24 protein-coding genes are annotated in these 26,844 nt (G+C 62.4%); 17 read left to right on the forward strand and 7 right to left on the reverse strand.

Going from position 1 to position 26,844, the window contains the following annotated elements; translation table 11 throughout:
* Positions 1-44 precede the first annotated feature (44 nt).
* From LAD35_RS05240 to LAD35_RS05255, 4 genes are all read right to left on the reverse strand, one after another.
* Positions 45-1,313 (reverse strand): M20 family metallopeptidase, encoded by a 1,269-nt coding sequence (locus LAD35_RS05240; RefSeq protein WP_224151641.1) that lies wholly within the window; start codon positions 1,311-1,313, stop codon positions 45-47.
* A complete protein-coding gene (gene uraD, locus LAD35_RS05245) occupies positions 1,310-3,085 on the reverse strand; it encodes a 2-oxo-4-hydroxy-4-carboxy-5-ureidoimidazoline decarboxylase (protein ID WP_224151642.1) in 1,776 nt (591 codons plus the stop codon). The genes LAD35_RS05240 and uraD overlap by 4 nt, the downstream gene beginning before the upstream one ends.
* A 71-nt stretch (positions 3,086-3,156) precedes the next feature.
* Positions 3,157-4,116 carry an allantoinase PuuE gene (gene puuE, locus LAD35_RS05250; protein ID WP_224151643.1) on the reverse strand — a complete coding sequence of 320 codons (960 nt, stop codon included), beginning with the start codon at positions 4,114-4,116 and terminating at the stop codon, positions 3,157-3,159.
* Positions 4,113-4,790, reverse strand: a complete 678-nt coding sequence (locus LAD35_RS05255) for a GntR family transcriptional regulator (protein ID WP_184709207.1) — start codon at positions 4,788-4,790, stop codon at positions 4,113-4,115. Before LAD35_RS05255 ends, puuE begins: the two co-directional genes overlap by 4 nt.
* A 92-nt stretch (positions 4,791-4,882) precedes the next feature.
* Between LAD35_RS05255 and uraH the strand changes: the two genes are divergently transcribed.
* Positions 4,883-5,233, forward strand: coding sequence for a hydroxyisourate hydrolase (gene uraH / locus LAD35_RS05260; RefSeq protein ID WP_224151644.1), 351 nt, complete (start codon positions 4,883-4,885; stop codon positions 5,231-5,233).
* A 107-nt stretch (positions 5,234-5,340) separates the two neighbouring features.
* On the opposite strand, the gene LAD35_RS05265 is transcribed toward uraH, so the two are convergent.
* A complete protein-coding gene (locus LAD35_RS05265; protein WP_224151645.1) occupies positions 5,341-5,835 on the reverse strand; it encodes a hypothetical protein in 495 nt (164 codons plus the stop codon).
* A gap of 62 nt (positions 5,836-5,897) precedes the next feature.
* Here LAD35_RS05265 and xdhC point away from each other — a divergent pair, with 62 nt between their 5' ends.
* Both xdhC and LAD35_RS05275 read left to right on the forward strand, forming a co-directional pair.
* Positions 5,898-6,722 (forward strand): xanthine dehydrogenase accessory protein XdhC, encoded by an 825-nt coding sequence (gene xdhC, locus LAD35_RS05270; RefSeq protein WP_224151646.1) that lies wholly within the window; start codon positions 5,898-5,900, stop codon positions 6,720-6,722.
* Between the two features lie 354 nt (positions 6,723-7,076).
* Positions 7,077-8,312, forward strand: coding sequence for a urate hydroxylase PuuD (locus tag LAD35_RS05275; RefSeq protein WP_224151647.1), 1,236 nt, complete (start codon positions 7,077-7,079; stop codon positions 8,310-8,312).
* Positions 8,313-8,562: 250 nt separating this feature from the next.
* Here the strand turns inward: LAD35_RS05275 and LAD35_RS05280 are convergent, their stop codons facing one another.
* The gene (locus LAD35_RS05280) at positions 8,563-9,579 is read right to left on the reverse strand and encodes a porin (RefSeq protein WP_224151648.1); all 1,017 of its coding nucleotides are present in this window, start codon (positions 9,577-9,579) and stop codon (positions 8,563-8,565) included.
* A 193-nt stretch (positions 9,580-9,772) separates the two neighbouring features.
* On the opposite strand from LAD35_RS05280, the gene LAD35_RS05285 reads away from it, so the two are divergent.
* The 13 genes from LAD35_RS05285 (at position 9,773) to LAD35_RS05345 (ending at position 24,757) form a co-directional block, all read left to right on the forward strand.
* Positions 9,773-10,405 (forward strand): Crp/Fnr family transcriptional regulator, encoded by a 633-nt coding sequence (locus tag LAD35_RS05285; protein WP_224151649.1) that lies wholly within the window; start codon positions 9,773-9,775, stop codon positions 10,403-10,405.
* A 208-nt stretch (positions 10,406-10,613) separates the two neighbouring features.
* A complete protein-coding gene (locus LAD35_RS05290) occupies positions 10,614-12,668 on the forward strand; it encodes a diguanylate cyclase domain-containing protein (protein ID WP_224151650.1) in 2,055 nt (684 codons plus the stop codon).
* Positions 12,669-12,748: 80 nt separating this feature from the next.
* Positions 12,749-13,693, forward strand: a complete 945-nt coding sequence (locus tag LAD35_RS05295) for a LysR family transcriptional regulator (protein WP_224151651.1) — start codon at positions 12,749-12,751, stop codon at positions 13,691-13,693.
* Positions 13,694-13,767: 74 nt separating this feature from the next.
* A complete protein-coding gene (locus LAD35_RS05300; protein ID WP_224151652.1) occupies positions 13,768-15,333 on the forward strand; it encodes an ABC transporter ATP-binding protein in 1,566 nt (521 codons plus the stop codon).
* Positions 15,320-16,402 (forward strand): ABC transporter permease, encoded by a 1,083-nt coding sequence (locus tag LAD35_RS05305; RefSeq protein WP_224151653.1) that lies wholly within the window; start codon positions 15,320-15,322, stop codon positions 16,400-16,402. The genes LAD35_RS05300 and LAD35_RS05305 overlap by 14 nt, the downstream gene beginning before the upstream one ends.
* Positions 16,402-17,322, forward strand: coding sequence for an ABC transporter permease (locus tag LAD35_RS05310; protein WP_224151654.1), 921 nt, complete (start codon positions 16,402-16,404; stop codon positions 17,320-17,322). Before LAD35_RS05305 ends, LAD35_RS05310 begins: the two co-directional genes overlap by 1 nt.
* Before the next feature lie 57 nt (positions 17,323-17,379).
* Positions 17,380-18,531 (forward strand): BMP family ABC transporter substrate-binding protein, encoded by a 1,152-nt coding sequence (locus LAD35_RS05315; RefSeq protein WP_224151655.1) that lies wholly within the window; start codon positions 17,380-17,382, stop codon positions 18,529-18,531.
* Between the two features lie 183 nt (positions 18,532-18,714).
* Positions 18,715-19,869: a BMP family ABC transporter substrate-binding protein gene (locus LAD35_RS05320; protein WP_224151656.1), complete on the forward strand. Its 1,155-nt coding sequence runs from the start codon at positions 18,715-18,717 to the stop codon at positions 19,867-19,869.
* 175 nt (positions 19,870-20,044) lie between these two features.
* On the forward strand, positions 20,045-21,109 hold the full coding sequence (locus LAD35_RS05325; RefSeq protein ID WP_224151657.1) for an adenosine deaminase: 1,065 nt from the start codon (positions 20,045-20,047) through the stop codon (positions 21,107-21,109).
* A 171-nt stretch (positions 21,110-21,280) separates the two neighbouring features.
* Entirely contained in the window at positions 21,281-22,801 is a 1,521-nt protein-coding gene (locus LAD35_RS05330) for a sensor histidine kinase (protein WP_224151658.1), read from the forward strand.
* A 21-nt stretch (positions 22,802-22,822) separates the two neighbouring features.
* Positions 22,823-23,449 carry a response regulator transcription factor gene (locus tag LAD35_RS05335; RefSeq protein ID WP_224151659.1) on the forward strand — a complete coding sequence of 209 codons (627 nt, stop codon included), beginning with the start codon at positions 22,823-22,825 and terminating at the stop codon, positions 23,447-23,449.
* Between the two features lie 91 nt (positions 23,450-23,540).
* Positions 23,541-24,026 carry a GlcG/HbpS family heme-binding protein gene (locus LAD35_RS05340; protein WP_224151660.1) on the forward strand — a complete coding sequence of 162 codons (486 nt, stop codon included), beginning with the start codon at positions 23,541-23,543 and terminating at the stop codon, positions 24,024-24,026.
* 26 nt (positions 24,027-24,052) lie between these two features.
* On the forward strand, positions 24,053-24,757 hold the full coding sequence (locus LAD35_RS05345) for an outer membrane protein (protein WP_224151661.1): 705 nt from the start codon (positions 24,053-24,055) through the stop codon (positions 24,755-24,757).
* On the opposite strand, the gene LAD35_RS05350 is transcribed toward LAD35_RS05345, so the two are convergent.
* On the reverse strand, positions 24,758-25,219 hold the full coding sequence (locus tag LAD35_RS05350) for an HIT family protein (RefSeq protein ID WP_224151662.1): 462 nt from the start codon (positions 25,217-25,219) through the stop codon (positions 24,758-24,760). It lies immediately after the preceding gene.
* A 276-nt stretch (positions 25,220-25,495) separates the two neighbouring features.
* On the opposite strand from LAD35_RS05350, the gene guaD reads away from it, so the two are divergent.
* The gene (guaD, locus tag LAD35_RS05355) at positions 25,496-26,794 is read left to right on the forward strand and encodes a guanine deaminase (protein ID WP_224151663.1); all 1,299 of its coding nucleotides are present in this window, start codon (positions 25,496-25,498) and stop codon (positions 26,792-26,794) included.
* The last annotated feature ends 50 nt before the right edge of the window (positions 26,795-26,844 follow it).

Consider the following 26,844-nt stretch of genomic DNA (forward strand, 5'->3'; position numbering starts at 1 on the left):
TAGCTGCGCTCAGGCAGCGTTCGCGGCTACTTTCGCAGCCATCGTCAGGCCAGCAGGTCGTACAGCGCGCGTGCCACCACCTTGGTAGCGCGGCGCAGGTCTTGCAGATCAAGGCGTTCGTCGGCGCGCTTGGCATGCGATTCCAGCACGGTACGGGGGCCTGCTCCATAGATCACACCGGGAATGCCACGCTCCACATACAGGCGCACATCGGTGTACAGCGGTGTGCCGACTGCGGGCGGCTTTTCGCCGAAAACGGCTTCGCCATGCTGCTGGATGGCATCCACCAGGGGCTTGTTGCCGGGTAGCGGAGTCATGGCATTGGCCAGCAGCAGACGCTTGATATCCACGCGCACGGCATCTTCGCCGGTGTAGCCGCCTCGGGTGTTGAAATCTTCGATGGCCTTGGCGATGACCGCACGGATGTGGGCCTCGACTTCTGCGGGATTCTCTTCCGGAATCATGCGGCGGTCGATCTTGAGCATCACCTTGCCCGGCACCACGTTGGTGTTGGTGCCACCGTCGATGCGGCCGATGTTGAGATATGGGTGCTTGATGCCGGGCACCTTGGAGGTGATCTGCTGGTACTTGGCATTTTCGGCATACAGTGCATTCATCAGCACCACGGCGGCCTGCAGCGCGTCCACACCGGTGTGCGGCACGGCAGCGTGGGCCATCTTGCCCTGCACGGTGATTTCCATCTGCAGGCAGCCGTTGTGGGCCGTCACCACTTCGTAGCTGAAGCCGGCAGCGATCATCAGATCGGGCTTGGTCAGTCCCTTCTCCAGCAGCCAGCCCGGGCCCATGATGCCGCCGAACTCTTCGTCGTAGGTGTAGTGCAGTTCGACCGCACCCTTGACGGGCTTGGCCACGGCTTCGAGGGCACGCACGGCGTAGGTGAAGCTGGCGAAATCGCTCTTGCTTACAGCGGCTGCGCGGCCATAGAGCTTGCCATCCACGATTTCGGCGCCGTAGGGGTCCTTGGTCCAGCCTTCGCCCGGAGGCACCACGTCGCCGTGGGCGTTCAGGGCGATGGTGCGGCCCGTGCCTGCGCTGCCGTACTGGCGGCGCACGATCAGGTTGGTGATCGATTCCATGCCATAGGCCTTGACCTCGGCTTCCGGCACGACGTGCTTCTCGGCTTCGTAGCCAAAGTCCTTGAGCAGCTCGGCCGTGCGCTCAGCGTGAGGCGCGTTGTTACCGGGCGGCGTATCGGTGGGAACCTGCACCAGCTTCTGGAAGAACTGCACTTCTTCGTCAAAGTGCTGGTCGATCCACTGGTCCAGGGCTGCGTAGGTGGTTGCGTTGGTCATGCTGCCTCTTTTTCGAGTTGTTGAAGGATGTGGGTGAAAGCGTCGATGGACAGCTGCATGTCGTCCGACGTGCTCGATTCCAGCGGGTTGTGGCTGATGCCGCTGTTGATGCCGCGCACGAACAACATGGCCTGCGGCATGACTTCGTGCAGCTTCATGGCATCGTGTCCTGCGCCGCTGGGCATGCGGAACAGAGACACTCCCTGGGCCTCTACGGCTTTTTCCCAGCGTTGTTGCCACTGCGGCGCGCTGGGGGCAGCGGCAGCCTGCATGGTCAGCTCGCTGGTCACGCGCAGGCCGCGGCGCTCGGCAATGGCTGCCAGCTCGGCGAGGATGTCGTTCACCATGGCATCGCGCTGTGCATTGGTGGGGGCGCGCATATCGAGGCTGAACTTGCAGCGGCCGGGCACCACGTTGATGGAGCCGCTGGGCACCTCCAGCATGCCGACGGTGGCGACCGAATCGCCATCCTGTGCGGCACGCTTTTCGGCGTACAGCATCAGCTCGGCCACGCCACAGGCGGCATCGCGGCGGCGATCCATGGGGGTGGTGCCTGCATGGCTGGCCATGCCGATCATCTCGCACACATAGCGGGAGCTGCCGTTGATCGAGGTGACGATACCCAGCGGAATATCGAGTTCGTTGAGCACCGGGCCCTGCTCGATATGCACTTCAATGAAGCCCAGGTACCTGGCGGCATCACGCTGGATCTTGGGGATGTCGTCGATGCACAGGCCGGCGTGCTGCATGGCTTCGCGCATGGTGATGCCGTCCGCGTCCTTCTGGCTCAGCCAGTTTTGGTCAAAGTGGCCGATCAGCGCGCCTGAGCCCAGGAAGGTTGCCTTGTAGCGCTGGCCTTCCTCTTCGGCAAAGCCGACGACTTCGATACCGAAGGGCAGACGCTTGCCTGCGCGGTGCAGTTCGCGCACACAGGCCATGGGCACGAAGATGCCCAGGCGGCCATCGTACTTGCCGCCGTTGCGCACGGTGTCGTAGTGGCTGCCGGTCAACAGGTATTGGGAATCGGGCGTGGCGCCGTGGTAGCGGCCCACTACGTTGCCTACGGCGTCGATCTCGACTTCGTCAAAACCGCTCTCGCGCATCCAGTGGCTGATGCGCTGGGCGCAGGCGCGGTGCGCGTCCGTGAGATAGGTGACGGTGAGCTGGCCCTTTTCGGCGTAGCCCTCGTCGCTGTGCTGAGCCAGTTTTTCCTGCCAGTCCCACACGTCGTTGCCCAGCGCGGGCTCGTAGCCGAACTTGTCGTTCAGGCGGATTTCTGCAATGCGGTGGATATTGCGCAGTGCTTCGTCACGTTCAAAGGCCGGGTGGTTGTGCAGGCGGCGCTCGAAGGTGGCAATGATCTCGGCCTTGGGCAGGCCCAGGCCACGCGGGCCGCGCACGGCAAGCACGGGTGGGAAGCCAAAGCGCGCCTGGTAGTCGGCATTGAGCTGGCGGATATGGGCCAGTTCATCCGGAGTGCAATTGGTCAGGCCCGCCTTGCTCTGCTCATTGGTCGATTCGGCCGTGAGCGCGTTGGTTTCCATGGCCTTGCCAGCCAGCTCAGGGTGAGCGCGGATCAGGTCGAGCTTCTTTTGATCGCTGCTGGCAGCCAGCGCCTGCACCATGGCGTACTTGAGCTGCGCGAGCGACCGAAAAGGGCGCTGTGCCAGCGCGGCCTCTGCGATCCACGGTGAATGCTCGTAAAGGCCATCGAGCATGACAAGCGCTTCTTCAGATGTTGCGCTATTGAGTTGTTCCAAGGTCAATGCCATGGTTGTCTCCTATCAAAATATGAGCATCCAGCGCTTGCCAATCAAGCACTTGGACTTGGTGCCGTTTTCATTCAAAGTGCAGGGGCTGGAAAGTGCTGGGCCCAGTGGCGGGCAATGTCGATGCGCTTGCAGACCCAGACCTTGTCATGCTGCTGGATGTGATCCAGAAAGCGCTGCAGCGCCGTGATGCGGCCAGGGCGGCCAAGCAGGCGGCAGTGCATGCCGACGCTCATCATCTTGGGGCGGTTCTCGCCATGCGGGTCGCCTTCGGCATACAGCACGTCAAAGCTGTCCTTCAGGTACTGGAAGAACGGATCGGCATGCGAGTAGCCCTGGGGCAGCGCAAAGCGCATGTCGTTGCAGTCGAGCGTGTAGGGCACGATCAGCTGGTGGGCGGCTGCGCCATCGGATTTTTGCAGCTTCATCCAGAACGGCAGGTCGTCACCGTAGTAATCGCTGTCATAGGCAAAGCCGCCGAAATCGGCCACCAGGCGGTGGGTGTTGGGGCTGTCGCGGCCGGTGTACCAGCCCAGGCCGTGTTCGACGCGGCTGCCATAGATATTCTTGAAGATATCCATGGCCTGCTGCATGTGCGCGCGCTCGATCTCTTCGGGCACGTTCTGGTAGTGGATCCACTTGAGGCCGTGGCAGGCCACTTCATGGCCCAGGTCGGCAAAGGCCTGCGCCAGTTCTCGGTGGCGCTGCAACGCCGTGGCCACGCCAAACACGGTCAGTGGCAGGCCGCGTTTTTCAAATTCGCGCAGCAGGCGCCACACGCCTGCGCGCGAGCCGTATTCGTAGATGCCGTCCATGCTCATGTGGCGCTCAGGGTAGGCCGCCGGGTTGAACATTTCGGACAGGAACTGCTCGCTGGCGGGATCGCCATGCAACACGTTGTTTTCACCGCCTTCTTCGTAGTTCAGCACAAACTGCACGGCAATGCGCGCGCCCTGCGGCCATTGCGCATGGGGCACGTCGCGGCCGTAGCCGATGAGGTCGCGGGGGTAGGAGGCGGTGGCGTCGTAAGTCATACCGTGATCGTGGACAAAGCCATGGACAAATCGTTGCTGGGAATATCGCGCTCAAACTGCAAGCCTTGCTCGACGTGCTCCAGGTGCTCCTGCAGCAGCTGCACGGCGCCTTCAACATCTCGTGCAGCAATCGCCTGCACGATGGCCTCGTGCTCTTCGTGCGAATGCGCGGCGGCGCTGGCCGATTGGTACATCAATGTGATCAGCGCGCAGCGGGAGATCAGATCGCTCAGCATCTGGGCAAGCACTTCATTGCCCATCAGTTCGGCAATGCGGACATGGAAGTCGCCCAGCAGTTCGGTACGGCTGCTGACATCGGTGCCTCCCATCGCGGCGGCTTCCTGCTTGACATGGTCGCGCAGGGCCTTGAGCTGTTTGGGCGTCACGTTCTGCGCAAAGTTGCGCGTCATCTCTATCTCGAGCATCTTGCGCACGGCAAACACCTGGCGGGCCTCTTCGACCGAAGGCGTAGACACGAACGCGCCACGGGCCGGTTCGAGCGTGACCAGATGGTTCTGCGACAGTTGGAAGAGCGCCTGGCGCACCAGAGTGCGAGAGACCCCGAAGTGATCGGCAAGCTTTTGCTCTGCCAGTTTGGTGCCTGGCAACAGCTTGTGCTCGACGATGGCGCGGGTCAGCGCCTGAGCGATGGTGGAAGTGGAGGTGGATTCCATACCAGGATGATAGATCGATTGACAAAAAGTGTATACACTTTCAGTGCACATCACCAGTGTCATCTTAACCATAATCATCAGGAGATTTCCCTATGGGCCTCAGCACCCACGTTCTCGATACCATGAATGGCTGCCCCGCTGCGGGCATGGCGGTGGAATTGTTCGCCACCGAAGGCGACAAGGCCACTTTGGTCAAAAGCCTGGTTTTGAACCTCGACGGACGTACCGACGCGCCGCTGTTTGACAACAACACCCTCCAAGTGGGTACGTACCGTTTGACTTTTGACGTGGCGGCTTATTTCAAGGCACGGGGCGTGCAACTGCCCGAGCCCAGCTTTCTGAACAAGGTGAGCCTGGATTTTGGCGTGGCCAATGTGGACCAGCACTACCACGTGCCGCTTCTGGTCAGCCCCTGGAGCTATTCCACGTACCGAGGCTCGTGATGCAGGTTATGCCCGACATGTTGGCAGGCACTCGCGGCCAAGGCTTCTGAGAATAGCTTCTGTAGCGCGCTGTTGATGCGTGCGACAGGCTACTGTTTGGATAGCAATCAGCGCTGGCCTTCGGTGAGGGTGTGCAGCTGGAAGCGGCCACTTTCATCCCACAGCCAGGTATCGGTGTAAATGGTTTGTGCCAGCCGGGGTGCAGCCGGAAAAGGGGCGGCGTCGTAGACCATGTCTTCGATCTGCTGCACTACTTCTGGTGCGTGGCTTGGTTCGCGCAGCCAGTTCAGGCCTTCGATACGGCCTTGGGCGTCCAGATAGAGCTCCAGGCTGCCGATGGCGTATAGCATGGGCGGCATCATGCCCTGGAAGATGCGGTCCGCATAACGATCGTACAGGTGGCGCGCGCACTCGCGGCGGTACTCATCTTCGTTACGGGCGGCAGACAGTGTGACGGGCTTGTCGGCAGATGGTGCAGAAGGCGCAGGTGGCGCGGGCTGTGCCGCTGTACCTTCCGTGGCAGCCAGGCTGGATTTGGAATCTGCGTGGCCGGTGATTCTCTTCCAGAAGCGCTGCCAGGCGCTGGGGTTGGGTTCGGTCATGGTAGAAATGATAGCGTGCAGCGCCAATGGGCGTTGCCGCCTTTCGGGATGGAGAACTAGGAATGCGTGCGTTGCAGCAACTATTGGCCCGCCTGTCAACGGAGCCGGCGTGCCTGGTCGAAGTCGAGGCGACCCAGGGGTCGGCGCCACGTGAGCAGGGCGCATGGATGGCGGTGTTTGGTACAGGTGTTGCACCAACCGCCATGGGCCAGATCGGAACCATCGGGGGCGGCCACCTGGAATGGCTGGCCGCCGAAAAAGCCCGCACCATGCTGGCTGGCTGCGAGACGGAGGCACACGAGCGCTACCCATTGGGCCCCAAACTTGGCCAATGTTGCGGCGGCGTGGTGCATCTGCGTTTTTTGAAGGTGGGGCTCGCAGACCGTGCTGCCTTGCAGGCTCGGCTGGCGGAGAAGTTCGCGCCGGTCGCCATTTTCGGCGCTGGTCACGTAGGTGCGGCTCTCGTGCAGGTGCTGGCGCCATTGCCTCTGCAAATCACCTGGGTGGACAGCCGGGACGCGATCTTTCCCACCGAGTTGCCCGCCAATGTGGTGGCCGAGCACTCCGAGCCCATCGAGGCTGCGGTGGCCGATCTGCCTGCAGGCAGCAGTATTTTCATCCTCACGCACAACCACCAGCAGGACCTGTTCATCACCCAGTCCTGCCTTGCGCGGTTGCGCGAGCAGGGCGATTTGGGCATGGTCGGCCTGATCGGGAGTGCCACCAAGCGTGCGAGTTTTGCGCATCGCCTGGAAGAGCGCGGTTTTTCTGCCACTGAATTTGCCCGTGTCACCTGTCCGATCGGCGTGCCGGGCATCACGGGCAAGGCGCCCGAAGTGATTGCCATTGCGGTGGCAGCGCAGCTTTTGCAGTCATTGAACTATTAATTTGATAGCTGGCGGCGCTTTCATGCTGTACTCCAGAGGCCGAAGGAAGGCATCTTTTAGCCTTGGTTGCACGCACCTGTTCGAGACAGTGCGTAATCATGGTGTATTTCACATCAGGGTTTTAACTAGGGCGAGCGTGACGCAATAAGCTCCCGCTGTCGTCAAAAATTGCATACACTTTGCGTCTACAAAATGGTCGCAGCGGAGCCCTGGCATCAATGATTGCTGTGGAGCGCGGCCACTTGGCTGCTCAGAGCGCCCGCAGTGGTGAGCAGCTTTTCCCGGACGGTGCCGGTTGCCCCACGCAACAGCGCCGCCCGCTAGGGCAGCTCCACGCTGCCAAGGATGAAAGCGATGGAAGGCTATATCCTCGACTGGGCGAATCTCTTGCTGCGCTGGCTGCATGTCATCACGGCAATTGCATGGGTGGGCTCGTCGTTCTACTTTGTGTTTCTGGACAGCAGCCTGACGCCGCCCGAAGACGAAGACCTGAAGAAGCAGGGCGTCAGTGGCGAGTTATGGGCCGTGCACGGCGGCGGCTTCTACCACCCGGTCAAGTTCAATGTCTCACCCCCCAAGCTGCCCGATCACCTGCATTGGTTCTACTGGGAAAGCTATACCACCTGGTTGTCCGGCTTTGCGCTGCTGACGGTGTCCTACCTGTGGAATGCGAATATCTATCTGGTCAACCCCGCCAACCCCAATGCCATGAGCACGCCGATGGCGGTGTTTGCGGCGCTGAGTTTTCTGGTGGTGTTCTGGCTGTTGTATGACGGCATCTGCCGCACCTTCGGCCAGAAGAAGAATGGCGATGGCATTGTGGGCGCCCTGGTGCTGGTGCTGGTCTGCATCGCAGCCTTCCTGGCCTGCCACATCTTCCCCGGCCAGGCGGCTTTCCTTCTGATGGGCGCCATGCTGGCGACATCAATGAGCGCCAATGTGTTCTTCTGGATCATCCCCGGCCAGCGCACGGTGGTGCGCGCGCTCAAGAACGGTGAACCGGTCGACCCCATCCACGGCAAGCGCGGCAAGCAGCGCAGCGTGCATAACACCTATTTCACGCTGCCAGTGCTGTTTGCCATGCTCTCCAACCACTACGGCTGGCTGTACAACCAGAAGTACAACTGGCTGGTGCTGATTTTCATGATGTTCGCGGGGGCTGCCATTCGCCAGTTCTTTGTACTGCGCCATGGCTTCAAGCTTGGCCGCAACAAGCATCCATGGCCGTATGCGGTGATCGGCGTGGCCGCCATCCTGGGCGTGATGGTCTGGCTCAAGCCTGTTCCCCAGGTTGCCGCGCCGGCAGCACCCGCAGCGGCTGCAAAGCCTGCAGCAGAAGGAGCTGTGGCGTACAGCGAGGTGTCCAAGGTGTTTGCCCAGCATTGCGTGGCCTGCCACAGCGCGGCTGGCCTCGCGCAGAAGAACGTGAAGCTGGATTCGCCGGGCGAAGTGGCGCAGCATACTCAGCAGATTTACCAACAGGTGGTGGTGCTCAAGAAGATGCCATTCGGCAACCCCGATGGCCTGTCTGCCGACGAGCGCGATCTGGTCAAGCGCTGGTATGAAAGCGGTGCGTCGACGGCACCTTGATGGCTGGCCGATGAATTGCCGACGAAACGCCCTCTGCTGAGGGCGTTTTTCATGGCGTTGGTTCTGCCGCTCGGTAGCTCTTCACCTCTGGTTTGATCCAGGAACAAGAAAACCTCCAAACTTTGCTTGGAGGTTTTTGCTTGTTTGCGCATAGGTAATGCGCGTCAGAGGCTATCCATCAGAGTGCAAGGTCGCAGGTGCATTCAAGTGGCGGTATGGAGAGCATCGGCTGACGCGCAATGGGCTAGGGTCAGAAGCGGTGGCGAATGCCCACGCCCACGCTGGTGCTGCTGCCAACGTCCTTGACCTTGTCATACATCACGATGGCGTAGCCATCGGTGCGTTTGGAAAAGTCGTAGTTGTAGCCAATCGAGACCGTGTTGCGCTTGGTGCTGGACTGGTCCAGCTTGGACTGAGCCCAGGCGGCCAGGATGCGGCTGTTGGCAGCCAGTGGAATGGTGGCGCCCAGCGAGCCGGTCTTGGCCTTGTAGTCGTCATTCTTGCCCTTGGTCTGGCCATAGGTGGCAAAGGTCTTGACCACGCCAAAGTCATAGCGTGCGCCCAGCATCCAGTTCTTGCGGCCATCAGGTAGCACGGTGGCAATGGGGCTGGTGATGCTGACGTCTTCGTAAAACGCCGTCAGGCCCAGCGGGCCCTGGCTGTAGGTAGCGTTGACGCCGACATTCTTCTTGCCGTTATCGCCGGGTTGCTCGCCAAACTGGTAGTGCACATTCGCCCTGAGACCGCTGAAGTCAGGGGTGGAATAGACGATCTGGTTGCTCCAACCGGTATCGGTGGGGTTGGTTCTCTGCCAAGCCGGACCGCTGATGTTCTGGTGCAGTACCAGTGGCGAAAAAGTGAACGAGTCGCCATAGGGATTGAAGGAGATGGTGGGCACGAAGTTGGGTGCCACCGTGCGGCCGAGCAATACGCGGCCAAAGCCGCCATCCAGGGCCACAAAGGCATCGCGCGAGAAGAATGGGTCGCCATTGAAGCGGCCAGGAGAGCCCGTGTCGCCGCGGAAGAAGCTGTTCAGCATGAAATTGAGCTTGAGGCCTCCGCCCAGATCTTCTGTGCCCTGGAAGCCGATCCAAGAGGTGGTCATGCCGCCGCTGTTGACGACGTTGCTGCGACCGGCATCGCCAGGGGCCTTCATCGAGCCCACATAAATGTCGGTCAGACCGGTCACCGTGACCGACGACTGGGCTTGTGCTGCTGCAGCGCAAGCCAGCATGGCAGCCATCGCGAGCAGTTTTTTGTTATGCATAGCAGTCCTTTGTTTCAGTTTTTTGACAGGGAATTGAGGAAGTTTTCAAAAGTGGGTAGCCCCACAGTGAAATATGCGTTTCAACCTGCGCTGTGTCAGTCAGAACTTACACGAGGTGTGGTGTAGAAGCAGCACGCAAGTGGATTGATGTAGCTCAATACGCGCGAGGGCAGCGGCATGCAAAGTGCGGGTCATGCTCGATCTGCTTTCTTTGGATGACTTTGTGACCCACAGCGCGCCTGCTGGCGCGACGGTGCGTCGACGGCATCAGCCGTTGGCGGATGTGCTGTACCTTGAAAGCGGCACCGTGGTCTTTGGCGTTCATGAAGAGGGGCGCATGCGCCATCTGCTGGGGGTAATGCATGCGCCTTGCTGGCTGGATGCGGCCCCGGCACTGGCGGGCCAGCCGTGTGCGGTGGACATGGTTGCGCAGACGCCCGTGCAGTGGCGCTCGGTACCGGTCGAGCAATTGCGCAGCAGCCTGCAGCAATGGCCTGCCGATGCGCAAGGCCTGGTGACCAGCATGGCCCAGGGCTACTGCCAGCAGGCTGCGCTGGCAGTGAGCCGGGTGGCGCAGGATGCAGTGGCGCGCTGTGCCCAATGGCTGCTGCAGCATGCCGAGCCCGTGCAGGCCAGCGAAGCTATTGGCGGATTGGCCGTACATCTGGCCCAGTCCAAGCGCCAGATTGCCGCCCACCTCGGTATCGCGCCAGAAACCCTGTCGCGCGTGCTGCGGCAGCTGCGTGACCAGGGGCTGCTCGATGGCATGGGCAAAAGCCTGCGGCTGCCCCAGCCGGAGTCGCTGCGCCAACTGGCTAAATCCTGATTTTCTGGCTCAGTGGCTGTGCGAGCCTCTTGCGGTGCTTTCCTGCAAACCCTTGGACCAAGGTGTTTTCCTTACGGCCTTCTACCGATAGCGGGATGGCGCTGAAATAGCGAACATGTGCGCAGTCTGAACAGGAGTTGCGCCATGTCCTTGCCTTTGGCAATCCGTCTCCCTTATCTACCAGCCGTTAAGGCCGCCTAGGGAGCGTATGGGACGTCTGCTTGACAACCAACGCCTGCTGCCTTCGCAGCACGCCACGCAGCCCGGCAGTGCTGTGGCGGGCCGCTGGACTCTGCAATTGATGGTGGTGGTGCCGCTGCTGGTACTCTTGGCAATGGCATTGGCGGGGCTGCTGGTCGTGCGCAGCAACCAGGAAAGCACCACCCGGCAGCTCGTGGCGCAGCAGGCTGATGAGACGGAGCTTCTGGCCAAGCTGATCGGCAGCAAGCTTGAGCAGAGCCAGAAGGTGCTGGCCACCGTGGCAGAGGCTGCAGCGCCCTGGGCGCTTGACTCCCGTCCCACCCTTGAATGGCTGCTGGACCAGGGGTTGCCTGCCACCCGTTACTTCGACAGCATGGTCTTCGCCCGTGGCGCGCAGGTGTTTCGGCTGGATTTCCGCTCGGGCGACGGCAACCGGGCAGAGGTGGAGTCGGCAGAGCGCGACCTGCTGAGGCGGGTGATTGTCGACGGCAAACCCCAGGTATCCGATCCGGTCAAGAGTACGCTGGGCGGGCCCAGCATCGCGCTGGGCATTCCGCTGCGGGCCCGAGACGGCAGTGTGCAAGGCGCCATGGCCGGTGTGCTGCGCCTCCAGTCGCAGAGCCTGTTGCCTGTGTCGTTGGCCGTACCGGCCCGTGAGAACGCGCAGTTGGTTGTGATGAGTACCAGCGGAGTGGTCATCTCGCACCCTGATCCATCCCGTATTCTGGGCATGGCGGTCGATGAGCCTGCGCTGGCCCAGGCTTTGCGGCTGTGGAGCGAGCGTGAGCGCAATGGTGCGTCCAACGGCGCGAAAGCCTGGTGGCGCGCACCGCAACTGATCAGCGTGGCGGAGATTCCGGCCGCGCGCTGGCTGGTGGTGCGGGTGGTGCAGCATGAGGCAAGCCTGCCTCTGGTGGGGCATATGCTCGACACTTGGGCGGGGCTGCCTGTTCTGGCTCTGGCACTCGCCATGGTGGCTCTTAGCCTGGCCTGGCTGTGGTGGCATACGTGCAAGCTGAGGGCGATGGTTGCCGATATCCCGCCGCCCATGCCGGGCGAGGCACTGATTGCGGGGGATGAACTCGATCAGATCGGGCGCCAGTTGCGCAGCCTGCAGCAGCAGCAAAGCCTGCTGGAGCGCCGCTTGCAGCAGAAGTCCCAACTGGCCGATATCGTGCTGGAAAGTGCGCGCTTTTCCATGTTGCTTCTGAAAAATGAGCGCATGGTGCAGGTTTCGCAGGCGCTTTCGCATCTCCTGGGCTACGACCGCAGTGAGCTTGAGGGTAAGGATGTGCAATTGCTGGCGATGGATGCGGCGGATCTGGACGCGTTGTGGAATCAGGCCCAGCCATTGCTGTCTCGTGATGGCAGCGCCGAGGTGACGGTGAGCTTGCGCCACCAGTCGGGGGCACCGGTGATCGCCACGGTGCAGATGGTGCGCGTGCCTGGTGTGGCAGAGGGTTATCTATGGTGCTTTGTGCGCGCGGGCCAGGCCCGGGTGGCCAGCCGTTCGGCCTCACAGCAGGACAAGTTGACCGAATTGCCCAGTTACGATGCGCTGTTCTCGCATCTCACCGCCATGCTGCAGGCGCAGCGTGAAGGCCTGGACGGATCCTCTCCCAGCACGCCGGTCCTGTTCTATGTGAATGTCGACAACATGTCGTCCATCAACGCATTGGCAGGCCATGCGCAAGGTGACCTGGTGCTGCAACAGGTGGCGCGCCAATTGCAGATGCTCCAGCCATTTCAGGGGTTTGCCGCGCGTGTGGCTGGCGACAAGTTTGCCCTGGTGTTGCGCCAGTGCAGCCGCGAAAAAGCCGACGCGCTCGCAAGGCAGCTGTGCGAAGCGCTGCAGAATTGGCAGCCAGAGCTGCGTGGCAAGCACTTCATGGTCACGGTCAGCATCGGGCTGCTGCACATGGACGCAGGCTTTGCCGATGCCCACCAGGTGATCCGTGCTGCAGACATGGCCTGCTACGAGGCCAAGCGGCAAGGCGGTAACAGCGTGCACTGGAAAGCCGACCGGGTGGAAACAAGTGGTGCGTCGTTGCGCCACGGGTAAGACCGGGATTGCCGCGAGGGCCACTGCTGCTAAGCTCGTCGGATACGAGTTTTTCTGGCATGCGCTGCGTGCCCGCCGGCATGCGAGACCAAACCCTGTTTGACAAGATAGACCTGCACCTCATCCGGGTGCTGCACACGGTGCTGACCGAGCGCAGCGTCTCGCGTGCGGCGTTGCGCCTGGGCATGTACCAACCTGCGGTGTCGGCGGCCCTGAAGCGCCTGCGCGAGTTGGCGGGCGATCCTCTGCTGGTGCGCTCGGGTGCCGGCATGATGCCGACCGAGGCAGGCCAACGCATGGTGGAGCCGGCAGCGGCCATCCTGCGGGCGGCAGAAGGCCTGTTCAGCGATGTGCGCAGCTTTGACCCGCGCACGGCCACACGCACCTTCCGGATTGCAGCAAGCGATTACTTCGACCCGCTCTACCTGCCCACCCTGGTCGCACATATCAAGGCCGAAGCGCCGCTGTGTACGGTCGAGATCTATCCGCTTTCGCCCGAAACCCATTACCACGCGCAACTGGCCAACGGTGACATCGATGTGGTGGTCGGCAATTGGTTACAACCCACCGATGACCTGCACATGGCCAATCTGATGCGCGACGAGGTGGTGTGCCTCGTCAGCAGCAAGCACCCGGCAGTACGACGAGGCTGGGATGTGACCAGCTGGCTGGAGGCCGAGCACATCGCCCCCACGGCCACCCACCCTGGCGCGCGCGGCATCATCGACGCACATCTGGACGCCATGGGGCTGCAGCGTCGCATCACGGCGCGCTGTGCCCATTTCAGTGCCATTCCGGCCATGTGTGCATCCACTTTGCTGGTGCTGACGACCGGCCGCCAGTTCTGCGAGCGGTTCAGAGGCCAGTTGCCTGTCGAGATTCTGGAGTGCCCCGCGCAACTGCCGCCACTCGATTACTACCTGCTGTGGCATGCGCGCTCGCATGCATCGGACGCCGCAGCCTGGCTCCGTGATTGCCTCAAGAAAGTGGCGCAATCCTTGCGTAGTACTGCTGGCACCGTGTAGAAAATCGATGTAAGTGAGCGCTTCTCCGGATTTTCTCCCGCTCCCCGTAACATTCTGAGAGACAATTGCGGCCCATGAATGCACAGACTCCGACTCCGACGACCGCAGGCACTGCAGTGCCCCGGTTACAGCTGATCGGCATCACCAAGCGCTACCCCGCGGTAGTTGCCAATAACCAGGTATCACTGACGGTACACGCGGGCGAGATACACGCCATACTCGGCGAAAACGGCGCAGGCAAGTCCACGTTGATGAAGATCATCTATGGATCGGTGAAGCCGGACGAGGGCCAGATCCTGGTCGATGGCAAACCGGTGCAGGTGCGCAACCCGCAGGAAGCCCGCCAGCTTGGCATCAGCATGGTGTTCCAGCATTTCAGCCTGTTCGATACCCTGACGGTTGCGGAAAATGTCTGGCTGGGTCAGGACAAGCGGCTTTCGCTGGCCGAGGTGACTGCACGCATCACTGCCGTTGCCGGCGAGTACGGGCTGGAAGTGGATCCGCTGCGCCCGGTCCATACCTTGAGCGTCGGCGAAATGCAACGGGTCGAGATCATTCGCGGCCTGCTGACCAAGCCGCGCGTGCTGATCCTGGACGAGCCTACTTCGGTGCTGACGCCGCAGGCGGTGGAAAAGCTGTTCGTGGTGCTGCGCAAGCTGGCTGCAGAGGGCTGCAGCATTCTGTATATCAGCCACAAGCTGCACGAGATTCGCGCGCTGTGCACCGCCTGCACGGTGTTGCGCGCCGGGCAGGTCACGGGCGAATGCAACCCGGCTGTTGAGAGCAATGCCTCGCTTTCGCGCATGATGATTGGCGCAGAGCCGCCGCAACTGGAGCTGCGCCCCAGCCAGGTCGGTGCTGCCGTACTGCAGGTGCAGCAACTGCGACTGCCTCGGCAAGACCAGTTCGGCGTCGATATCGACGGCATATCGCTGCAGGTGCGCGCTGGCGAGGTGGTTGGCATCGCCGGAGTATCCGGCAACGGCCAGAAGGAGCTGCTCTACGCGCTGTCGGGGGAGGACATGCGCGCTGCGCCTGCGATGGTGATGATCGGCAGCACGCCCGCAGGTCGCCTGACACCGGGCCGCCGCCGCGCATTGGGGCTGCATTTCGTACCGGAAGAGCGTCTGGGCCGGGGAGCCGTTCCCAGCATGGGCCTGGCCCACAATCTGATTCTGACCCGCAAGGAGATGGTCGGCCCTGGCGGCTGGCTGCGCATGGGGCTGCTCGATACCATGGCGCGCAACATCATCGATCGCTTTGGCGTCAAGGCGGGCGGCCCGCACTCGGCGGCGCAGTCGCTGTCGGGGGGCAATCTGCAGAAATTCATTGTGGGCCGGGAGATCGACGCCAAGCCCAGCCTGCTGATTGTGTCGCAGCCGACCTGGGGCGTGGATGTGGGCGCCGCAGCGCAGATTCGCGGGGCGATACTCGCGCTGCGCGATGCGGGCTGCGCGGTGCTGGTGGTCAGTGAGGAGTTGGACGAATTGTTTGAAATCAGTGATCGCCTGCATGTGATTGCCCATGGACGCCTGTCGCCTTCGGTGGCGCGTGCCGATGCCACCGTGGCGCAGATTGGCGAATGGATGAGCGGCCTGTGGCCCACAAGCAACGCGGAGGTGGCCCATGCTCAAGCTTGAAGCCCGCCCGCAGCCATCACGCATCTGGACCCTGGCGTCTCCATTGCTGGCACTGGTCATCACCGTGCTTCTGGGCATTGCACTGTTCGCGCTGCTGGGCAAGGACCCGGTTCGCGGCCTGCAGGCCTTCTTCTGGGAACCGGTCAAATCGGCCAATGCGCTGGCAGAACTCACCGTCAAGGCCACCCCGCTGCTCTTGATTGCACTGGGCCTGGCCGTGTGCTTTCGCTCCAACGTCTGGAACATTGGTGCCGAGGGGCAGTTCGTCATGGGGGCCATTGCCGCTGGCGGTGTGGCGCTGATGGCGGGCAAGGGCACAGGAGGCTGGATCGTGCCCGTCGTACTGCTCGCCGGTGTGGCAGGCGGCATGGCCTGGGCTGGCGTTGTGGCGTTGCTGCGCGACAAGTTCAATGCCAATGAGATTCTGGTGAGCCTGATGCTGGTCTATGTGGCCACCTTGTTCCTCGGATATCTGGTGTATGGCCCGTGGAAAGACCCGATGGGCTACAACTTTCCGCAGACCAAGATGTTCGAGCGCGTCACCCAGATACCGAAGCTGGTGCAGGGCATGCGCATGAACATCGGCGTCATCATTGCCCTGGTGGCGGCGGCCCTGTTGTGGGTGTTTCTGTTTCGCACCAAAGTGGGGTTTGCGCAGCAGGTGGGCGGTCTTGCACCGGCCGCGGCCCGCTATGCGGGTTTCAGCTCGCGCCGCGCGCTGTGGACGGCATTGCTGATCTCGGGCGGCTGTGCAGGCCTGGCAGGGGCGCTGGAAGTGGCGGGCCCCGTAGGCCAGCTCACGCCCTATGTGCCCATGGGCTACGGCTTTGCGGCCATCATCGTGGCCTTTGTGGGGCGCCTGCACCCAGTGGGCATGGTGTTCTCCGCCATTTTGATGAGCATGTTCTATATCGGTGGCGAGCTCGCGCAGTCGCGCCTGGGCTTGCCCAAGTCGCTGACCGGCGTGTTCCAGGGCATGCTGCTGTTCACCTTGCTGGCCTGCGACACCCTGATCGCCTACCGGGTGCGCTGGGTGCGGCCCGCTGTCGCTGTGAAGGGAGGCCTGTGATGGACGCTTACGCACTGTTATTGGGCTCCACGCTGACGGCGGGCACCATTCTGGCGCTGGCGGCGCTGGGCCTCCTGATCAATGAAAAGGCCGGTATCGTCAACCTGGGCGCCGAGGGGATGATGCTGTGCGCCGCCATTGCGGGCTTTGCCACCGTGGTGCACTCGGGTAGCACCTGGCTGGGCTTTGTGGCGGGCATGGCCGCGGGTGCGGCATTGGCACTGGTGTTTGGCTGGCTGGTGATCTGGCTCAATACCAACCAGTACGCGACCGGCCTGGCGCTGAGCCTGTTCGGCGTGGGCTTCTCGGCATTTGTCGGCATCAACTATGTGCAGGCCAAGATGCCGGCATCGCCCAAATATGGCATTCCGGTGCTGGAAGACCTGCCTGTCGTTGGCAAGGCGCTTTTCACCCTGCATCCACTGGTCTACGGCACCATGGTGCTGGCTGCGGTCATGGTCTATTTCCTCTACCGTACCCGGGCAGGCCTGGTGCTGCGCTCGGTGGGCGAATCGCCTGCCTCTGCCCATGCACTGGGCTACCCCGTGCGCCGCATCCGCCTGATGGCCGTGGTGTTTGGCGGCGCGTTGTGCGGGCTGGCTGGTGCATTCATCTCGGTGGTGTATACGCCACTGTGGGTGGAAAACATGGTGTCGGGGCGCGGCTGGATTGCGCTGGCACTCACAACCTTTGCCACCTGGCGCCCGGCGCGCGTGCTGCTGGGGGCGTACCTGTTCGGCGGCGTGACGATGCTGCAGTTCCACCTGCAGGCCACGGGTGTGCAGGTGGCCAGCCAGTTGCTGTCCATGCTGCCGTATGTGGCCACCATTGTGGTGCTGGCAATCATGTCGCGTAATCCAACCTGGATTCGCGTCAACATGCCGGCATCGCTGGGCAAACCGTTCTACCCGGGTTCATAAAAAGTATAGGCAGTAACCCATTCCGTTCCACCATTTCAGATTCGAAAGCGTTCACCCATGAGCCATTCCAGCAAACGTACCTTGATCCAGTTGATCGGCCTGTCGGCAATTTCCATGGCGGCTCTCGTGGCCTGCGGCAAGAAAGAAGAAGCTGCGGCCCCGGCGGCTGCGCCAGCACCTGCTGCAGCCGCTCCGGCTGCTGACAAGTTGAAAATCGGTTTCGTCTACGTCAGCCCTATTGGCGATGGTGGCTGGACCTACCAGCACGAGCTGGGCCGCAAGGCGATTCAGGAAAAGTTTGGCGACAAGATCGAGACCTCGATGGTCGAGAGCGTGCCTGAATCTGCCGATGCCGAGCGTGTGATGCGCGACATGGCAGGCCAGGGCAACAAGCTGGTCTTCGCCACCAGCTTTGGCTACCAGGAATTCGTGCAGAAGGCTGCAGCCGACCTCAAGGATGTGAAGTTCGAGCACGCCACCGGCTACAAGACCGGTGACAACGTGGCCGTTTATGACACCAAGACCTTTGAAGGCGCCTACCTGGCTGGCGTCGTGGCGGGCGCCATGACCAAGACCAAGACGGTGGGCGTGGTGGCATCGGTGCCGATCCCCGAAGTGGTGCGCAACATCAACAGCTTCGTGCTGGGCGCGCAGAGCATTGATCCTGCGATCAAGGCCAAGGTGGTGTGGGTGAACGAATGGTTTGCGCCACCCAAGGAATCCGAAGCCGCCACCAGCCTGATCAACGGTGGTGTGGATGTGCTGTACCAGAACACCAATTCGCCAGCGGTGCTCAAGACCGCCGAAGAGCGCGGCGTGCGCGCCTTTGGCAAGGATGGCGACATGAGCGCCTTTGCGCCCAAGGCGCACCTGGGCTCAGCCGTGATCGACTGGACGCCTTACTACACCAAGGTGGTAGAAGACACCCTGGCTGGCAAATGGCAGACCGGCAACTTCTGGTGGGGCGTGAAGGAAGGCGCCATGGACCTCAAGAAGATCGCAGACGATGTGCCGCAAGAGATCAAGGACAAGGTCGAAAAGGCCAAGGCCGGCATGAAGGACGGCAGCTTTGCCGTCTGGACGGGCCCTGTGCAGGACAACACCGGCAAGCAGGTGCTCGAAGCTGGCAAGGTGGCTGACGACGCCTTCCTGCGCGGCATCAATTTCTATGTGAACGGTATTGAGGGCAAGGTACCCGGTACCAACTAGACACGGCAAAGGGCGCATTGGCGCCCTTTTTGCTAGAGGGTACGGAGCAGGGCGCTGCATCCATGCAGACCATGACCTGTCGTTTTTTGGCGGCAGAGCTCGGCAAATCCCATGCTTTGTGCCTATATTGAACACAGTTTGATTGATCTCCCCGATAACAACCACGCAACCGAGGACTTTTCCATGAATCCCATGCACAAGCGTTCGCTGCTCAAGGTAGCAGCCCTTTCGGCCCTGGCCAGTGCGGCCCTGGTGGGCTGCGGCAAGAAAGACGAGCCAGCGCCTGCGCCGGCCCCCGCACCGGCAGCTGCTGCGCCTGCACCGGCTGCAGAGCCGCTCAAGATTGCCTTTGGCTACGTGGGCCCCGTGGGCGACGGCGGCTATTCGTTTGCGCACGACCAGGCGCGCAAGGCCATCGAGAAGGAATTTGGCGACAAGATCCAGACCTCATTCGTCGAGAGCATTCCTGAAGGTGCCGATGCCGAGCGCGTGTTCCGCGACATGGCGGCCAACGGCAACAAACTGGTGTTTGCCACCAGCTTCGGCTACATGGAGCCGATCCAGCGCATCGCGCCCGATTTCCCGGATGTGAAATTCGAGCACGCCACGGGCTACAAACAGGGCACCAATGTGGCGACCTACGACAGCCGCACCTACGAAGGCGCCTATCTGGCGGGCGTCATTGCCGGAGCGATGACCAAGTCCAATGTGCTGGGTGTTGTTGGCTCGGTGCCGATCCCCGAGGTGCTGCGCAACATCAACAGCTTCACCCTGGGCGCCCAGTCGATGAATCCGAAGATCACCACCAAGGTGGTCTGGGTGAACGAATGGTTTGCGCCGCCGAAGGAAACCGAGGCAGCCACGGGCCTGATCAACGGCGGCGCCGACATCCTGTTCCAAAACACCGATTCGCCTGCCGTGCTCAAGACGGCCGAGGAAAAAGGCAAGCGTGCCTTTGGCTGGGATTCGGACATGACGGCCTACGGCCCCAAGGCGCATCTGGGTTCGGCCATCATCAACTGGACACCGTACTACAGCAAGGTGGTGAACGACGTGCTGGCCAACAAGTGGACCAGCCAGCACACCTGGTGGGGTGTGAAGGAAAACGCCATCGACATCGTGTCACTGGCGCCTGATGTTCCCGACAACGCCAAGGCCAGGATCGAGGAAGTGAAAAAGGGCCTGAAGGACGGCACCTTCACCATCTGGAAGGGCCCGATCCTGGACCAATCCGGCAAGGCCGTGGTGGAAGAGGGCAAGTCGGCGGATGACGACTTCCTGCGCGGTATCAATTTCTACGTCAAGGGCGTGGACGGCAAGGTGCCAGGCGCGCAGTAAACCGCTTTTGGCACATGCCCAGGGCCGCACATGCGGCCCTTTTTTCGTTACAGTGGTTCATTCATCGGACTTTGCGATACTGGCAAACTGCTATGAAAATTGAACTGCTGGCGCTTGCAGCACCTCCGCCAGCGGCCGAAATCGATAAAAACCACAAAACAAACAGAAAGTACCCATGCCCTCCTTGCCCACCGATTTTCCCCATGATCTGCCTGCAGACCGCCTGCCTGCCCTGCTGCGCGCCATGCCTAAAGCCGAGCTGCACATGCATATCGAAGGCTCGCTGGAGCCCGAGTTGATCTTTGCGCTGGCCCAGCGTAACGGTGTGGCGCTGGCCTACCCGGATGTGGAAGCCTTGCGCGCGGCCTACGCCTTCACCAATCTGCAGAGCTTTCTCGACATCTACTACGCAGGCGCCAGCGTGCTGCTGACCGAGCAGGATTTCTATGACATGGGCATGGCCTACCTGGAAAAGGCCGTGGCTGACAACGTTGTGCATACGGAGATATTTTTCGATCCGCAGACGCACACGGCACGCGGCGTGCACATCAAGCACGTCATCCTGGGCTTGCACCGCGCCTGCCAGGTGGCGGAAAAGCGCTGGGGCATCACCTCGCAACTGATCCTGAATTTCCTGCGCCATCTGAGCGAGGACGACGCCTGGCTCACGCTGGAGCAGGCCTTGCCCTACCGCGACTACTTCAGCGGCGTGGGCCTGGACAGCAGCGAAGTCGGCAATCCGCCGGAGAAGTTTGCCAGCGTGTTCGCCCACTGCAAGGACCTGGGCCTGCGCCGCGTGGCCCATGCGGGTGAAGAGGGGCCTCCAGCCTATATCTGGGGTGCGCTGGATCTGCTGCACGCCGAACGTGTTGACCACGGCGTGCAGGCCGTGCATGACGCAGCCCTGGTCCAGCGTTTGAAAGAGGAGCGCATTCCGCTCACCGTCTGCCCGCTGTCCAACCAGAAGTTGCAGGTCTTCCCTGATCTGGCCGACCACAACATGCCCCAACTGCTGGCGCAAGGGCTGGTAGCGACCGTCAACTCGGACGATCCAGCCTATTTTGGCGGCTATGTGAACGACAACTTTGTGCAGCTGTTTGCTGCCACCGGCATGGGCGCGCGCGAAGCCTACCAGCTGGCTGCCAACAGCTTTGAGGCGAGCTTTGTGCCACAAGAGCGCAAGGACGCATGGATGTCGCAGCTGCAGCAATGCTTTGTGCAGGCAGCGCGCGGCGCATAAACTGGATAAAAAGGGCGTTTGCGCAGTATGGATGTGCGCTGGCAGCTATCAAAATCATAGAAAGGAGACGCTGCGGCGTCTCTTTTTCGTAGTGTGGCAGGTGACTGCCCGCATCTGCGCCATGGCGGAGCGCTGTGCCAGGCGTACATATGCCATGACAGAATGCCGACCATGACTTTTTCCAACTGGAACCGTCCGCTGGTCTGGCTCTCCGCCTGGGTGGTGGTGGCCGTTGCAGGCGCTGCCTGGCTGGGCCACGCGCGCCTGCGGGTGCTGGAAGACGCGTTTGTGACGGACGCGCGCATCGTGCACCGCCTGCTCAGCCAGCGCGCGGTACAGCACGATGCGGTGATGGCCATGCTGCCGCTGCTGCAGCCACCGGTCGACCGTCCGGGCAACGTGGCCTTGCCGCTGCCGCGCCTGCCCGCTGCCTATCCGCAGATCACCCAGGTGTTTCGCCGCCTGCCGGACAGCACCTGGCCCGCCAACTGGCCCGACGCGTTGTGCGCTGGGGCGCAGGAGGCGGTCACCCGTTCGGGCCAGAGCGGCCATGCGGAGCTGGCCCTTGCTGATCTGCCTGCGGGCAAGGCCTGGCTGGCACTTGCAGGCCAGGAGGTCGATTTTGCGCTGCTGCTGGATTTGCGCGCAGCGATTCCCTGGGAGGAGTGGCCCATGGATGCTGCAACCAGCGCGGTGCGCGTGCGGCTGGAATACCAGGGGCAAGCCATGGTGGTGCAGGCCGGGCGGCCACCATCGGATGGCTGGCGCTATGCCTTTCGCAAAACCCTTGCCTCGCAGAGTCAGCCTTTCGATGTGGTGCTTGCGCGTGAAGTGGGTTGGGGCGAACTGCCCTGGGGCCGCATGCTCACCTGGGCGGTGGTGAGCGCAGCAGTGCTTGCTGCGCTGCGAGCACTTCTGCGCCAGCGGGCAGCGGTGCGCCGGGCCGAAGAGCTGCTGCGTGTGGGGCAGGTAGCGCGGCTCAACCAGCTGGGAGAACTTGCCGCCGGCATGGCCCATGAGTTGAACCAACCCCTGACCGCCTTGCTTGCCAATACCCAGGCTGCGCAACGTTTGCTGAAGGACGAAGAGCCCGATCTGGACACCGCGCGCCATGCGATGGGGCAGGCCGTGGAGCAAGCGCGGCGCGCGAGTGCCGTCGTGGGGCGGTTGCGCCGCGTGGTGGAGCGGCCCGATCTCTCGGGCCAGGCCCAGCCGCTGGCACTGGCCGCTGCCGTGCACGAAGCGCTGCACCTGCTGGAGCCCGAGCTGCGCCGCCGCAGCATTGCTGTGCAGGTGGATGCGCCTGCCGATCTGCCTGCCGTGCTGGCCGAGCCGGTGGCGCTGCAGCAAATCCTTCACAACCTGGTGATGAACGCACTGCAGGCGATGGAGCAGGTGGAGGCCAGCCAGCGTCGCCTGCATATTCGCTTGCGTGTGCAGGGTGCGCAGGCGCTGCTTGGCGTGTGCGATTCGGGGCCTGGTGTGCCCGCCGAGGCGCGTACACGGCTTTTCACGCCGTTCTATACGACGCGCGCAGGCGGGCTTGGGCTGGGCCTGTCGCTGTGTGAAAGCCTGGCCCAGGCAATGGGGGGCGAGTTGACACTGGCGCCATCGCCGGAAGGGCCCGGCAACCGGCCGGGCGCTGAATTCCACCTGCTGTTGCCGCTGGCCGTTCCGGCCTCGCTGGCCTGAACGATTTCCTTTACAGATGCCATGACCTCTGCACTCTCGCCCCTCATCCATCTCGTGGACGACGATGCCGCTGTGCGTGACAGCCTCGCGCTGCTCATCGGTACGGTGGGCCTGCGTGTGCAGCCATGGAGCGATCCGCAGGTGTTTCTGTCGCAGTTTGAGCGCGGCGATGTCGGTGCCATCGTGCTGGATGTGCGCATGCCCGGCACCAGCGGGCTGGCGGTGTTGGACATGCTGATGGCGCAGGGCGTGGACCAGCCGGTGATCATGTTGACCGGCCATGGCACGGTGGAGATGTGCCGCCGCGCTTTCAAGGCGGGAGCTACGGAGTTTCTGGAAAAGCCGGTGGATGACGAGCTTCTCATCGAGGCATTGCAGGCGGCGGTGCGCCAGCATGTGCGTTCGCGCGAGCGCCTGCAGGCCGACCGACAGGCCCGCGAGCGCTATGCACAGCTCTCGGGCCGCGAGCGCGAGGTGCTGGGGCTGATTGTGGCAGGTCTCACCAACAAGGAGATAGGCCGGGCGCTGACGCTTTCGCCACGTACCGTGGAGACGCACCGCGCCAACCTGTTTGCCAAGCTGGGGGCGGATTCGCTCGCGCAGCTCATTCGCGGCTACGCCGAGCTGGTGGACGAAGACACTGCGTAGTTTTACGGAGGTGCGCGCGTAGCCGACCGCATTGGCGCGAGGCTGGTGTTTTTCTACAGTGGCATGCATTCCATCCCTTTCGGAGAACCGCATGCAACGTACCTTGATCCTTGCCGCCCTGTCCCTGGCCGCCACCGCAGCCAGCGCCCAAGGCGTGCGCACCGAGAAGAACATGTCGCTGGAGCTGGCGAGCCAGATTGCTGCGCAGACCGTGGCTGCCTGTACTGCCAGTGGCTATGCCGTGACTGCCACCGTGGTGGACCGCGCAGGCGGCGTGCGCGCCGTGCAACGTGCCGACAATGCCGGCCCGCACACGGTGGAGGCAAGCCGTGCCAAGGCATTCACCTCGGTCTCGGCCAAGGCGCCGTCGCTCGCCATCATGGAGAACGCGCAGAAGAACCCCGCTGCAGCAAATCTGAAGGACATTCCCGGCTTTTTGCTGCTGGGTGGCGGTGTGCCCGTGAAGGTGGACAGCGAAGTGATCGGCGCTGTGGGCGTTGCCGGTGCGCCGGGTGGTCATCTGGACGACCAGTGTGCCCAGACTGCCCTGTCCAAGGTCGCCGACCTGCTGAAGTAAGCCATCGCAACCATCCCTATCTACCGATGAAGAACCTCCAACGCATCCTTACCGTCCTTTTTCTGGCTGCGAGCGGCTGCGCGCTGGCCCAGGGCAATCCGAGCAATTCAAGCACTGGTAGCGGCAGCTACTATGGCGCGCTGCGCATCAATTCCGCCAGCTACAAGGCGCATGACATGGATTCCAGCGCCCGCCCAGGCCTGGGACAGTTCGTTCCGGGCGACGATTCCCGCTCTGCGGCTGGCGGCTCACTGGCTTTGGGCTACCAACTGCCTTCGAACTGGCGCGTGGAAGCGGAATACACGCTGCCGAAGAACAACGAGTTCACCAGCGGTTCCACCAACTTCCCGACCAGCTTCAACCACCACAAGATCCGCTCGCAGCGTCTGATGCTCAATGCGTACAAGGATTTCCCCTTGAATGCGCAGTTCTCGCTGTACGGCATGGGCGGCCTGGGGCTCTCCCTCCTGGAGTCCAGCGGCTGGCAGGGCAATGTGAACCGCCAGTATTTCAGTGATTCGCAGAACAAGCTGACATATTCGCTGGGCCTGGGCCTGAGCTACTCGCCAGTGCAGAAGGTCAGCATCGACCTGGGCTGGCGCTATGTTGCCATGGGCAAGACCAGGAGCGGGGCGAACAACTTCACCAATGTTCGCGGCAAGCAGGACGAGCAGATGCGGGCCAAGCTGACTTCCAGCGAGGTCACGCTGGGCCTGCGCTACAGCTTCTGATCAGGCGGCCGACGTGGCTTGCACATGCATGGCGTTGCGCAGCTGCAGCGCATAGCCTTCCAGCATGGCGCTGCCCGGCTCCTTACGCGGCCAGGTGAAGGTGAGGCCGTCGCCTGCATGGCGCGGCACCACATGCAGGTGGAAGTGCGCCACGGTCTGGCCACCTTCGGCACCATTGGCCTGCAGCAAGGTGAGGCCCGCAGGCTCGAAAGCCAGCTTGGCTGCCAGCGCCACCTTGCGGGCGGTCTGCATCACGGCAGCCGATTCGGCATCGGTGATCTCGAAGATGTTGGCTGCGTGGCGCTTGGTGGCGACCAGCACATGGCCGGGGTTGACCTGGCCCAGATCCATGAAGGCGAGGGTCAACTCGTCCTCGTACACCTTGGCCGAAGGAATCTCGCCGTTGACGAGCTTGCAGAAAATGCAGCTGCCTGGGGGAGAGGTGTCAACAAAATGCGGCATGGGCTGTGCCTCCTCCTTTTCGCGAGTCCTTCGCAGAGGGCGCGTCGGTTCATGGTTGATATGGGTGAAAACTGATTTCACCAACCGGTAAAAGAAACACTATAGACCGCCCAATTGCGCTCATTGGGATTCAATATTCAGGGTTTTCCCTTGATTTTTAATGGTTTGCGATTGCCGCGTTTACGTGGGTTCGGCACCTTCGGGTACGCCAGGCACCGATAGGTGATATAGGTCAATCCATATATCGGTGGCGCTGGCTGCGTTTAAGCTTGCTGCATGCATATCTACCGATCCTCCCTGCTGCGCTTTGCCGATGATGGCCGCGCCATGTATGACGAAGATGGACTGCTGGCCACGGCGCCCGGCGCCGATGGCCGTGAGCGCGTGGTGGCAGTGGGCAGCTGGCAGGCACTGTCGCCCCAACTGCTGGGGCAGGCGGGTGGCGAAGTGGTGGTGCGCCACCTGCCGGGCCGCCTGATTGCGCCGGGCTTTGTCGATCTGCACATCCACTATCCGCAGACCGATGTGATCGGTGCGCCGGCGCCCGGTCTGCTGCCTTGGCTGGAGAACTACACCTTTCCGCATGAATCGCGCTTCCACGACCGCGCCTATGCCGACGGGGTGGCTGATTTCTTCATGAACGAATTGCTGCGCAACGGCGTGACCACGGCGCTCGCCTTTGCCACATCGCACCCCACGTCGGTGGATGCGATCATGACGGCTGCGCAGCAGCGCCGCATGCGCATGATTGCCGGCAAGGTGCTGCAGGACCGCAACAGCCCGGACGGCGTGCGCGACGATACCGAGCAAAGCCTGGTCGATACGGAAACGCTGATTCAGCGTTGGCACGGCACAGATCGCCTGGGTTATGCGATCACCCCGCGCTTTGCCCCGACGAGCACGCCTGCCCAGTTGCGTGGTGCGGGCGAGTTGGCTGCCAAGTACAGCGATGTGTGGATTCAGTCGCATGTGGCAGAAAACCTCGACGAAGTGGCCTGGGTGAAGGAGCTGTTTCCGGCCGCGCGCAGCTATCTGGCGGTCTACGACGACTTTGGCCTGATGCGCGAGCGCGCCGTGTATGCGCACAGCATCTGGCTCGATGACACCGACCGCCAGTTGATGTACGCCACCAGATCAGCGGCAGCCGTGAGCCCCACCAGCAACCTGTTTCTAGCCAGCGGCTACTTCGATTACCTCAAGGCCGACGAGGCGCAGATGCTGTACGGCCTGGCCAGCGATGTGGGGGGCGGCATGAGCTTTTCACCGTTCCGTACCATGCAGGCGGCCTATGTGGTGGGGCGTGAAAGCCACGCCAAAGCGGGGCAGAGCCTGTCGCCGCAGCACCTGTGGTGGCAGCACACCGCGGGCGCTGCCAAGGCGCTGGGCCTGCAGGGCGTCATCGGCAACCTGCAGCCCGGCTGCGAGGCAGACTTTGTCGTCATCAATCCGCGTGCGACACCGCTGCTGGCCCGCAAGGCCGAGCAGGCGCGCAACCTCGATGAGTTGCTGTTTGGCATGGTCATCCTCGGTGACGACCGCTTGATCGAGCAGACGCACATTGCCGAACAGGTTTGAGTAATCTTGGCCGGTGGCGCACGACAGATGAGCGCCACCAGCTATCAAAA

Source organism: Comamonas odontotermitis (assembly GCF_020080045.1).
Classification (GTDB): Bacteria; Pseudomonadota; Gammaproteobacteria; order Burkholderiales; family Burkholderiaceae_C; genus Comamonas; species Comamonas odontotermitis.

What these genes read in the sequence shown, in the direction of transcription:
- LAD35_RS05240 (WP_224151641.1), bottom strand. Translation starts at nt 1,313, where the DNA reads ATGACCAACGCAACCACCTACGCAGCCCTGGACCAGTGGATCGACCAG.
- uraD (WP_224151642.1), bottom strand. Translation starts at nt 3,085, where the DNA reads ATGGCATTGACCTTGGAACAACTCAATAGCGCAACATCTGAAGAAGCG.
- puuE (WP_224151643.1), bottom strand. Translation starts at nt 4,116, where the DNA reads ATGACTTACGACGCCACCGCCTCCTACCCCCGCGACCTCATCGGCTAC.
- LAD35_RS05255 (WP_184709207.1), bottom strand. Translation starts at nt 4,790, where the DNA reads ATGGAATCCACCTCCACTTCCACCATCGCTCAGGCGCTGACCCGCGCC.
- uraH (WP_224151644.1), top strand. Translation starts at nt 4,883, where the DNA reads ATGGGCCTCAGCACCCACGTTCTCGATACCATGAATGGCTGCCCCGCT.
- LAD35_RS05265 (WP_224151645.1), bottom strand. Translation starts at nt 5,835, where the DNA reads ATGACCGAACCCAACCCCAGCGCCTGGCAGCGCTTCTGGAAGAGAATC.
- xdhC (WP_224151646.1), top strand. Translation starts at nt 5,898, where the DNA reads ATGCGTGCGTTGCAGCAACTATTGGCCCGCCTGTCAACGGAGCCGGCG.
- LAD35_RS05275 (WP_224151647.1), top strand. Translation starts at nt 7,077, where the DNA reads ATGGAAGGCTATATCCTCGACTGGGCGAATCTCTTGCTGCGCTGGCTG.
- LAD35_RS05280 (WP_224151648.1), bottom strand. Translation starts at nt 9,579, where the DNA reads ATGCATAACAAAAAACTGCTCGCGATGGCTGCCATGCTGGCTTGCGCT.
- LAD35_RS05285 (WP_224151649.1), top strand. Translation starts at nt 9,773, where the DNA reads ATGCTCGATCTGCTTTCTTTGGATGACTTTGTGACCCACAGCGCGCCT.
- LAD35_RS05290 (WP_224151650.1), top strand. Translation starts at nt 10,614, where the DNA reads ATGGGACGTCTGCTTGACAACCAACGCCTGCTGCCTTCGCAGCACGCC.
- LAD35_RS05295 (WP_224151651.1), top strand. Translation starts at nt 12,749, where the DNA reads ATGCGAGACCAAACCCTGTTTGACAAGATAGACCTGCACCTCATCCGG.
- LAD35_RS05300 (WP_224151652.1), top strand. Translation starts at nt 13,768, where the DNA reads ATGAATGCACAGACTCCGACTCCGACGACCGCAGGCACTGCAGTGCCC.
- LAD35_RS05305 (WP_224151653.1), top strand. Translation starts at nt 15,320, where the DNA reads ATGCTCAAGCTTGAAGCCCGCCCGCAGCCATCACGCATCTGGACCCTG.
- LAD35_RS05310 (WP_224151654.1), top strand. Translation starts at nt 16,402, where the DNA reads ATGGACGCTTACGCACTGTTATTGGGCTCCACGCTGACGGCGGGCACC.
- LAD35_RS05315 (WP_224151655.1), top strand. Translation starts at nt 17,380, where the DNA reads ATGAGCCATTCCAGCAAACGTACCTTGATCCAGTTGATCGGCCTGTCG.
- LAD35_RS05320 (WP_224151656.1), top strand. Translation starts at nt 18,715, where the DNA reads ATGAATCCCATGCACAAGCGTTCGCTGCTCAAGGTAGCAGCCCTTTCG.
- LAD35_RS05325 (WP_224151657.1), top strand. Translation starts at nt 20,045, where the DNA reads ATGCCCTCCTTGCCCACCGATTTTCCCCATGATCTGCCTGCAGACCGC.
- LAD35_RS05330 (WP_224151658.1), top strand. Translation starts at nt 21,281, where the DNA reads ATGACTTTTTCCAACTGGAACCGTCCGCTGGTCTGGCTCTCCGCCTGG.
- LAD35_RS05335 (WP_224151659.1), top strand. Translation starts at nt 22,823, where the DNA reads ATGACCTCTGCACTCTCGCCCCTCATCCATCTCGTGGACGACGATGCC.
- LAD35_RS05340 (WP_224151660.1), top strand. Translation starts at nt 23,541, where the DNA reads ATGCAACGTACCTTGATCCTTGCCGCCCTGTCCCTGGCCGCCACCGCA.
- LAD35_RS05345 (WP_224151661.1), top strand. Translation starts at nt 24,053, where the DNA reads ATGAAGAACCTCCAACGCATCCTTACCGTCCTTTTTCTGGCTGCGAGC.
- LAD35_RS05350 (WP_224151662.1), bottom strand. Translation starts at nt 25,219, where the DNA reads ATGCCGCATTTTGTTGACACCTCTCCCCCAGGCAGCTGCATTTTCTGC.
- guaD (WP_224151663.1), top strand. Translation starts at nt 25,496, where the DNA reads ATGCATATCTACCGATCCTCCCTGCTGCGCTTTGCCGATGATGGCCGC.